Source organism: Streptomyces beijiangensis (assembly GCF_017315755.1).
Taxonomy (GTDB): Bacteria; Actinomycetota; Actinomycetes; order Streptomycetales; family Streptomycetaceae; genus Streptomyces; species Streptomyces beijiangensis.
In genome coordinates this window covers 57,268-66,496 of sequence record NZ_JAFLRJ010000083.1, presented here as the reverse complement: position 1 = coordinate 66,496, position 9,229 = coordinate 57,268, and the positions used below count along the sequence as shown (strand labels likewise).

The 9,229-nt window shown below is 72.0% G+C and carries 6 protein-coding genes; 2 read left to right on the top strand and 4 right to left on the bottom strand.

Annotation, left to right across the window (positions count from 1 at the left end):
* The first annotated feature begins 84 nt into the window (after window positions 1-84).
* Complete coding sequence (locus tag J0695_RS09555) at window positions 85-1,680, top strand: FAD-dependent monooxygenase (RefSeq protein ID WP_206961456.1); 1,596 nt, start codon at window positions 85-87, stop codon at window positions 1,678-1,680.
* 39 nt (window positions 1,681-1,719) lie between these two features.
* Window positions 1,720-2,478, top strand: a complete 759-nt coding sequence (locus J0695_RS09550) for a thioesterase II family protein (protein WP_206961455.1) — start codon at window positions 1,720-1,722, stop codon at window positions 2,476-2,478.
* A gap of 93 nt (window positions 2,479-2,571) precedes the next feature.
* Here J0695_RS09550 and J0695_RS09545 read toward each other — a convergent pair whose 3' ends face one another.
* The 4 genes from J0695_RS09545 to J0695_RS09530 all read right to left on the bottom strand — a co-directional run bounded on the left by J0695_RS09545 (window position 2,572) and on the right by J0695_RS09530 (window position 9,130).
* A complete protein-coding gene (locus J0695_RS09545) occupies window positions 2,572-3,468 on the bottom strand; it encodes a 3-hydroxybutyryl-CoA dehydrogenase (RefSeq protein ID WP_206961454.1) in 897 nt (298 codons plus the stop codon).
* Entirely contained in the window at window positions 3,465-4,454 is a 990-nt protein-coding gene (locus J0695_RS09540; RefSeq protein WP_206961453.1) for a 3-oxoacyl-ACP synthase III family protein, read from the bottom strand. The genes J0695_RS09545 and J0695_RS09540 overlap by 4 nt, the downstream gene beginning before the upstream one ends.
* Before the next feature lies 1 nt (window position 4,455).
* Window positions 4,456-5,814, bottom strand: a complete 1,359-nt coding sequence (gene ccrA / locus J0695_RS09535; protein ID WP_206961452.1) for a crotonyl-CoA carboxylase/reductase — start codon at window positions 5,812-5,814, stop codon at window positions 4,456-4,458.
* Window positions 5,815-5,905: 91 nt separating this feature from the next.
* Window positions 5,906-9,130 (bottom strand): non-ribosomal peptide synthetase, encoded by a 3,225-nt coding sequence (locus J0695_RS09530; RefSeq protein WP_307798525.1) that lies wholly within the window; start codon window positions 9,128-9,130, stop codon window positions 5,906-5,908.
* Window positions 9,131-9,229: the final 99 nt, after the last annotated feature.

Here is a 9,229-nt window from a genome sequence, read left to right as displayed (position 1 = left end):
ACAGGGCAACTCCGGCAGCGGTGTGCCCCGCCCCCGCGCCGGGATGTCTTGAACCGCCTGCCCACCTGCGTGAACGTGGAGGCGATGCAACGACGTGACCGGCGCAGCGGACAGAGGGGTAACGACGTGGGACACACCGGTACGGACACGGACGTGGTGATCGCGGGCGCCGGGCCCACGGGCCTGATGCTCGCCTGCGAACTACGGCTGGCGGGCGTCGGGGTGACCGTGGTCGAGCGGCTCGCCGAGCGGTCGGGCGAGTCGCGGGCCGGCGGTATCCACTCCCGCACCCTGGAGGTGCTGGACCAGCGCGGAATCGTGGACCGCTTCCTGGCCGAGGGGCAGCCGCAGCCGGTGGGCCACTTCTCCGGTCTCTACCTCGACTTCGACGAGTCCGAGTCCAGACACCCCTACCCGCTGATGATCCTGCAGTCCGCCATCGAGCGGCTCCTGGAGGAATGGGCCGCCGAACTCGGCGTGCACGTGCGCCGGTCGGCCGCGGTGAGCGGGATCCGCCAGGACGAGACCGGCGTGACGGTCGAACTGAGCACGACGGACGCGGACGCGGGCACGGACGCCGGCACGGACACGGACGCGGAACCCGTGACGTTGCGCGCCCGCTACCTCGTGGGCTGCGACGGCGGGCGCAGCACGGTCCGCAAGCTGGCGGGCATCGACTTCCCCGGTACCGAGGCGACGATGACCGCGCTGATCGGCGACGTCGAACTCCCCGATCTGCCCGAGGACTACGTCTGGGTACGGCGCACCGCGGGCGGCGACTACTCGGCGATCGCCTTCGAGCCGGGCTGGTTCCGCGTGATCACCTCCGAGTTCGACCGCGTCGCGGACCGCGACGAACCCGTGACGTTCGACCAGCTGAGGGAGTCGCTGGTCAGGGTCGCGGGCACCGACTTCGGTATGCACAGCCCCCGCTGGGTCTCCCGGTTCAACGACGCGGCCCGGCAGGCCGCCCAGTACCGCAAGGGCCGGGTGCTGCTCGCGGGCGACGCCGCGCACATCCACTTCCCGGCCGGCGGGCAGGGGCTCAACATGGGTGTGCAGGACGCGGTCAACCTCGGCTGGAAGCTCGCCTCGGTGGTACGCGGCCAGGCGCCCGAGTCCCTGCTCGACAGCTACCACACCGAGCGCCACCCCGTCGGGGAGCGCGTGCTGCACAACACCCGCGCGCAGTCGGCCCTGGTCCGCCCCGGGCCTCAGACGGACGCGCTGCGCGAGGTGTTCAGCTCCCTGATGGTCTACGACGACGTCAACCACCACCTGCGCCACATGCTGACGGCGCTGGACATCCGGTACGCGGCCGACGGCGACCACCCGCTGGAGGGCCGCCGGGTCCCCGACGCCGACCTCAAGTCGTCCGACGGCGCCACCCGCGTCCACGAGCTGCTGCACGCCGCCCGTCCCGTCCTGCTCGACCTGAGCGGCAGCGCCGCGGTGGCGGCCGCCGCCGGGGGCTGGGCCGGCCGCGTCGACCTCGTCGAGGCGCGCAGCGAGGACGAGTACTGGACCGTCCCCGCCATCGGCGACATCCCGGCTCCCGCCGCGCTCCTCATCCGCCCCGACGGCCATGTCGCCTGGGCGGCGGAGTACGGCAGCACGCCCGACACCTCCGCGCTCCGGACCGCACTCGCCACCTGGTGCGGCCCGGCTGCGCAGCGGTGAGACACCTCCGGCACCGACGAACGAGGGGACACACCGACAGTGAACAGCACGTGGTTCCGACGCTTCACCACCGCCACGGGGGACGGCCCGCGGCTGGTGTGCTTTCCGCACGCGGGAGGTTCCGCGACCGCCTTCAAGGAGCTGGCGCACACGCTGCCCGCCCACTTCGACGTGGTGTCCGTGCAGTACCCGGGGCGCCAGGACCGCTACCGCGAACAGCCGTTCACGGCCCTGGCCCCGCTCGTCGAGGCGGTGGCCGCTGAACTGACCCGCGAACTGGCCGCCGATCCCGGTCGGCCGTACGCCCTGTTCGGCCACAGCATGGGCGCGCTCGTCGCGTTCGAGACAGCCCGGCTGCTCGCCCGGGGCAAACTGCCGGGCCCCCAGCGGCTGTTCCTCTCGGGCCGGGGCGGACCCGGCACCGACACCGAGCCGTACCACCTCTACGACGACGCCGATCTGCTGGCCGATGTGCGCAGGCTCGGCGGCACCGACCAGGCCATGCTGGAGGACCCCGACATCCTGGATCTGGTCCTGCCCCCGCTGCGGGCGGACTACCGGGCGCTCGGTACGTACAGCTGGCGCGGAGGTGAGCCGCTCACCGCGCCGGTGACCGCCCTGACCGGGGACAGCGACCCGATGATGACGGTCCAGGACGCGCACACCTGGCGGGCGCACACCACAGGCGAGTTCGAGGTGAAGGTCTTCCCCGGCGGCCACTTCTACCTCTTCGACCACTTCGGCAAGGTCGCCGAGACCGTCACCGAAGGGCTGCGGGCCCCGGCCGCCGCGTTCTGACCGCTGCGTCCTGACCGCTGTGTCCTGACCGCCGCGCACGGCGAAGGGCCCGGACCGACCTCTGATGGTCGGGCCGGGCCCTTCGCCCATCCCTCAGGCGTACGTGTGGAAACCGCGCCCGGACTTCCTGCCCAGCAGACCGCCCTCGACCATGCGCAGCAGCAGCGGCGGCGGCGCGTACAGCGGCTCCTTGAACTCCTCGTACATGGCCTGCGCGATGGAGACGGTGGTGTCCAGACCGATGAGGTCGGCGAGCCGCAGCGGCCCCATCGGATGCGAACAGCCCTGCACCATGCCCTCGTCGACGACCTCCGCGGACGCCAGGCCCGACTCGACCATCCGGACCGCGGAGAGCAGATACGGGAACAGCAGCGCGTTGACGAGGAAGCCCGCCCGGTCCGGCGACGCGATCGGCTTCTTGCCCAGCACGTCGCGGACGAAGACCAGCGCCCGCGCGCTCACCGCGTCGTCCGTCAGCACCGAGGAGACGAGCTCGACGAGCGGCAGCACCGGCACCGGGTTGAAGAAGTGCATGCCGAGCACATGGCCGGGGCGCCGGGTCGCGGAGGAGAGCCGTACGACCGGGATCGAGGACGTGTTGGTCGCCAGGATCGCGTCCGGGTCCTCGACGATCTTGTCGAGGGTGGCGAACAGTTCCCGCTTGAGCTGCTCGTCCTCCTTGACCGCCTCGATCACCAGCTGGCGGTCCGCCAGTGCGTCGAGGTCGCGGGTGAACGACACCCGGCCGAGCGCCGCGTCCCGCTCCTGCACGGTCAGTTTGCCCTTGGCCACGCCCCGGTCGAGGGAGGCGGCCAGCCGCCGGGGCGCTGTCACCAGCGACGACTCGGAGAAGACGACGACCTTCACGTTCAGGCCGGACTTGGCGCACAGTTCGGCGATGCCGGTGCCCATGATGCCGCTGCCCGCGACACCCACCCGGTCGATTCCCGTACCGGTACCGGTACCGGCGCTCTGCGTGGACGTGGTCATGCGGGGGTCCCCCAGGTCAGAAGTGATGCTCCGATCGACATGCCGCCGCCGAACCCGGCGAGCAGCACCAGCTGCCCCGGCGACAGGGCTCCCGTGCGGTGGGCCTCGTCGAGTGCGACCGGCACCGAGGCGCTGCCGACGTTCCCGTACCTGATCAGCGTGCGGTGCGTCTGCGCGGCGCCGAGGCCCGCGCGCTCGACGACCTCGCCGAGCATCACGCCGTTGGCCTGGTGCGGTACGAAGTGGTCGACCGCGCCGATGTCCACGCCTGCCCTGCGCGTCAGCGCGAGGAGCGCCGGCGGCACGTGCTCGGCGACGAAGTCCCGTACGCCGCGGCCGTCCATCTTGAAGAAGTGGCCGCCCTCGGCGACGGTCGCAGCCGACGCGGGCCTGCGGCTGCCGCCGGCTTCGACACGGATCAGATGGTGCGCGTCGCCGCGGCTGGACAGGTCGCTCGCGATGATCCCGTACGGCTCCGGCACCGCGCCGACGACCGCGGCCCCGGCGCCGTCGGCGAAGAGGATCGCCGTCCTGTGGTCCGTGAAGTCCAGGATCCGGGAGTACACGTCGGCCCCGATCACCAGCACCCTGGCCTCCGGCCGCACGGTCACCAGGCTGTGGGCCAGCACCAGGGCGTAGACGAAGCCGCTGCACACGACGTTGACATCGAAGCAGGCCGCGCCGTACGCGCCCAGACCGTGCTGTACGAGGTACGAGGTGGGCGGCTGCGGGAAGTCCCCGGTGGAGGTCGAGACGATGATGTAGTCGATCTGCTGCGGGGTCAGCTCCGCCTGGGCCAGCGCCCGTTCCGCGGCCTTCACCGCCAGGTCGGACGTCGCCTCGTGCGGGGCCGCGTACCGGCGCGAGCGGATCTGTGTCTTGCGCTCGATCCACTCCGCGGTGACGCCGACGCGCTCGGCGACCTCCTCGTTGCCCACCTCGTGCTTGGGCAGGTACGAGCCGGTGGAGAGTATGCCGATGCCCATGTCAGGACACCCCGGCGGGGACGGGCGCACCGGCGTCGCGCAGCGGGTTGAGCCGCGCCGCCCCGATCTTCTCGCGCAGTACGGGATCGGTGACGCCGAGGCCCTCCTGGGGCGCGAGGCAGAGCACGCCGACCTTTCCGGTGTGCCGGTTCGTCTGCACCAGCCGTGCGGCCTCGCCCACGTCCTTCAGCGGGAAGACCTCGGAGAGGATCGGGGAGAGGTGCCCCAGCCGGAAGAGCCGGTTGCACTCAGCCTGTTCCTGGAGATTGGCGGCGTGACTGCCCAGGATGCGCTTGAGGTTCATCCAGAGATAGCGGTTGTCGAAGTGGTGGTCGTAGCCCGTGCTCGATCCGCAGGTGACGACCGTCCCGCCCTTGCGCACGACGAACACCGAGATCCCGAAGGTCGCCCGCCCGACGTAGTCGAACACGACGTGCGGGTCCTCGCCGACCTGCCGGCGGATCTCCCGCCCGAGCCGCTTGCCCAGCTCGATCGTCCGTTCCGGGGTGGGCGCGGAGTCCCCGCCCATGCCGATGTCGTTGCGGTCGATGACCACGTCGCAGCCGAGCCGGCGCAGCGCCTCGGCCTTGCGTGCGGCGCTGACCACGCCGACGGCGATGCCGCCCGCGTTCTTCACCATCTGCACGGCGAACGCGCCGAGGCCGCCCGTCGCACCCCAGATGAGCACGACGTCGCCCTGCTTGATGCGGGCGCCGTTGGCGCCGACGAGCATCCGGTACGAGGTCGCCGCGGTCAGCAGCACCCCGGCCGACTCCTCCCAGGTCAGATGCGCCGGCTTGGGCAGCAGCTGGCTGGCGCGCACCACCGAGTAGTGGGCCAGGCCCCCGAAGTTCGTCTCGTAGCCCCAGATCTTCTGCCCGGCCCCGAGCATCGCGTCGGCGTGCGTCGCCGGTTCCTGCTCGTCGACCTGGACACAGCTGGCGACGACGTGGTCGCCCGCTTTCCAGTGCCGTACGCCGGGACCGACGCGTACGACGATCCCCGCCGCGTCCGAGCCGACGACGTGGTGCGGCAGGTCGTGCCGGGCGGCGTACCCGCCCTGGTGGGCGCCGCGCTTGAGGAACTCGAACGTGGGCACCGGTGCGAACGTCGCCGACCACACGGTGTTGTAGTTGATGGAACTCGCCATGACGGCGACGACCACCTCGTCCGGGGCGAGCTCCGGCATCGGGACCCGCCCGACGTGCAGCGACTTGCGGACGTCCTTGTCCTCCACGCCGTCGAACATGCCGACATCCGCGGCCAGGAGGTGCGCGGCCTCGTACTCCGTGGGGAGTTCGTGTCGCCCGATCTCATCCGGGCCGGCCCCGGACAGCAGGGCTTCTGTCAAAGAATCCATGATTCCCTTTCTCCTTCGCCGTGCCACCGCTGCTGACCGGGACCGGGACCGGGACCGGAACTGCGACTGCCGCTGAGACCGGGCCTGGTGCTCAGAGGACCGCGCCCTGCTTGGTGCGCCTGCGCAGACTCGGCCTGCTGGACTGGCCGAGGTCCTTCCACATGTCCGAGAGGCCGGTGACGGTCCGCGCGGCGAACAGCCTGCGGATGGACACCTCCTGCTTCAGCTCCGACCGGATCAGGCCGACGAGCCGTATCGCCCGCAGCGAGTTGCCGCCGAGGTCGAAGAAGTCCTCGTCGATGCCCACCCGGTCCAGTTCGAGCACCTCGGCGAAGGCCGCGGCCAGGGCCCGCTCGGTGTCGTTGCGCGGCGCCCGGTAGGTGCCCTCGTCGAACTCGGGCTCCGGCAGCGCCGTCCGGTCGACCCGCCCGCTGGCCGCCACCGGCAGCCGCTCCAGCACCGTGAAGACCGAAGGCACCATGGACTCCGGCAGCCAGCCTGCGGCGAACCGGCGCAGTTCGTCGCCCGAGACGGTCGTGCCGGCCACCGGGACGACATACGCCACCAGGCGCTGCTGCCCCGCACTGTCCTGCCGGACGGCCACGACCGACTGGGCGAGACCGGTGTGCTCGGACAGCACCTCCTCGATCTCGGCCGGCTCGATACGGACACCCCGTACGTCCGCCTGGGCGTCGGCCCCGGCCACGTAGTCGAGCCGTCCTTCGGTGCTCCACCGCACCCGGTCCCCGGTCCGGTGCATGAGCGCTCCGGGCGGGCCGAACGGGCAGGGCACGAAGCGCTCGGCGGTCGCTCCGGGGCGCCCGGGGTAGCCGCGCGCCACACCGGGTCCGGCCACGTACAGCTCACCGGTCACGCCGACGGGGACGGGCGCCAGGCCCGGACCCAGTACGTACAGGGCGGTGTGGTCCATCGGGCGGCCGACCGTGCCCGGATGGCGGACCGGTTCGCCCGCGGCCATGCGGTGGCACGCGGCGAAGACCGTCGACTCCGTCAGGCCGTGGCCGTTGAGGATCGTCAGTCCCGGGCAGGCCTCGCGGACCCGGCGCAGGGCGGCCGCGGAGACACGTTCGCCGCCGGTCCACACCTCGCGCAGTCCGGCGAGGGACTCGGCGCGCTCGGCGGCGATCGCCGAGAACAGGCCGGCGGGCAGCCACAGCGCGGTGATCCCGTGCGCCGCGCGTGCCTGGGCCAGCGTGTCGGGGGTGAGTTCCCCGGGGGGAGCCACGACCACCCGGCCGCCGTTGAGCAGGGGCACCCACACTTCGAGTGCGAGGGCGTCGGAGGTGGTCGGGGCGTGCCACAGCACGGTGCCGCGGCCGGCTTCCTTCCAGTGGCGGTCCAGGACCAGCCGCTCCATGTTCCGGTGGGTCAGGCCGACTCCGGTGCCGGGGGCGGCCGTTCCCGAGTCGTACAGCACGGCCAGCAGGCCGTCCTGGTGCGCGGGAAGGGGGGCCTGCGGCGAGGTCCCGCTGCCGGCGCTCTCCGATGCGAGGTCGTCGAGGACGAGCGCCGGGACGTCAGGGCCTGCAGAGAGCCGCGGCGCCGTCGTCGCGTCGGTGAGCAGGGCGCAGGCCTGGGCCCCGGCGATCTGCGACCCGGTGCGTTCCGCCGGGAACGCCGGATCGACGGGCAGGTAGGCCGCGCCAGCCTTGACCACGCCGAGCAGAGCGGCAGCGAGGTCCGCCGAGCGGGGCAGCGCCACCGCCACGACCGACCCGGGGCCGATCTGCCGGCGGCGCAGCGCCCCGGCCAGCCGGTCCGAGCGTTCGTCCAGTTCCTGGTACGAGAGCGTGCCGTCGCCGGAGACCAGGGCGACGGCGGCGGGGTCCCGCTCCACCTGCCGGGCGAAGAGCTGAGGCACCGTCAGGCCCGGCAGCGGCGCTGCCGTGTCGTCCGGCGCGTTGAGCACCTGCTCGCGCTCCGCGCCGCTCACCACGTCCAGCGCACCGACCGGCTGCGCGCCGGCGGCGACCACGGCACGGATGTACGCGGTCAGCTCCTCGCCGATGAAGCGCAGTTCCGCGCGGTGGTAGAGGCGGGCGGGGGCGTCGAGCCGGATGAAGAGGTCGCTGTCGGCGCTGCCGTCGGTGTAGACGCCGATCGACAGTTCCTCGAAGGTCCCGGTCGTGGCGCCGGAGTAGCGGGCCGGGCTGTCGCCGAAGTGGAGCTGCTCCACGAACTCGACGACGTTCACGACGGCGCCGTAACTGCCGCGGCCGCTCAGGACGGTGCCGCCCGCCCGCTGGATGTCGGAGTAGTGAAGTGCGGTGTGGTCGAAGATCTCGTACGTGTCGTCGACGAGCGCGTCGGCGATCTCGGCGAAGGTCGCGCTGAGGTCGATCTTCGCCCGTACCGGCACCACGTTCACCGCCAGGCCCGGCGTACGGCTCGCCACGCCGATCCGGTTGCCGACGGCGAGCGAGAGAAGGAACTCGGGGCGGTCGCAGCGGTGCCGCAGGTACACGGCGGTGGCCGCGGTCAGCAGCTGCGACATCCACAGGCCCATGGACTGCGCGGTCTCGGTCCACACGTCGGACTCGGCGCGGGGGACGGTGAGCGTACGGCTCACCATGCCGATGGTCTCGGCCACCTCCGACCAGCGGTCGGCGCCGGACATCGGTTCGGAGAGCGCGGTGCGCTGCGCGTCGGACAGGACGACGCGCGGAATCTGCGCGGGCGCCGGCGCGGGTGCCTGGGTCAGGTAGTCGCGCCAGAACTCCGTGTCCTCGGTGAACTTCGGGGAGGCGAGGTACTCCTCCGCCTCGGCCGCGAACGACTCGGTGTCCCACGGGTGCGGCAGCTCGGGCACCTGCTCGCCGCGCACCAGCGCCGTGTAGACCGCGGCGAGGCGCCGCGACAGCAGGCCGCCCGCGCCGAATCCGTCGGATATGAGGTGGTGGTAGGCGATCACCAGGAGGGAGCGGGTCTCCGAGAGCTTTACCGCGCCCAGGCGGAACAGCAGGTCGCGCTCCAGGTCGAACGGCTGGCGCACCATCTCGGCGAGGGCCTCGCGCGCCGCCTGCTCGGGGTCGGCGTCGGCGCTGAGATCCAGGAAGAAGGGGCGCCAGTCCCCCAGTTCACGGGGGACGAGCCGCAGACCGCCGCCGTCGTCGACGAAGTTGACGCGCAGCACCTCCGCCTCGCCCATGACGTGCAGGAACGCGGATTCGATGGCCGCCGTGTCCAGCTCACCGTCCACATCCCACATGGTCAGCGCATGGTTCGGCGTGTCGGGGGCCATTTTCTGCGCCCGCCACATGCCTTTATGCGCAGATGACGCGCTGAACGAACGCACACAGATCAACCCCTCGACAAACAGGCCCGGACACCGGGGAATTCGCAGCTCACCCTCATGGTCGGGGCGGCGCGTCGGCCGTTCAAGACAACTTGGATC

Excerpts from the sequence above, each read along its gene's own strand:
- ccrA (WP_206961452.1), bottom strand. The coding sequence starts at position 5,814 with ATGGATTCTTTGACAGAAGCCCTGCTGTCCGGGGCCGGCCCGGATGAG.
- J0695_RS09540 (WP_206961453.1), bottom strand. The coding sequence starts at position 4,454 with ATGGGCATCGGCATACTCTCCACCGGCTCGTACCTGCCCAAGCACGAG.
- J0695_RS09555 (WP_206961456.1), top strand. The coding sequence starts at position 85 with ATGCAACGACGTGACCGGCGCAGCGGACAGAGGGGTAACGACGTGGGA.
- J0695_RS09545 (WP_206961454.1), bottom strand. The coding sequence starts at position 3,468 with ATGACCACGTCCACGCAGAGCGCCGGTACCGGTACCGGTACGGGAATC.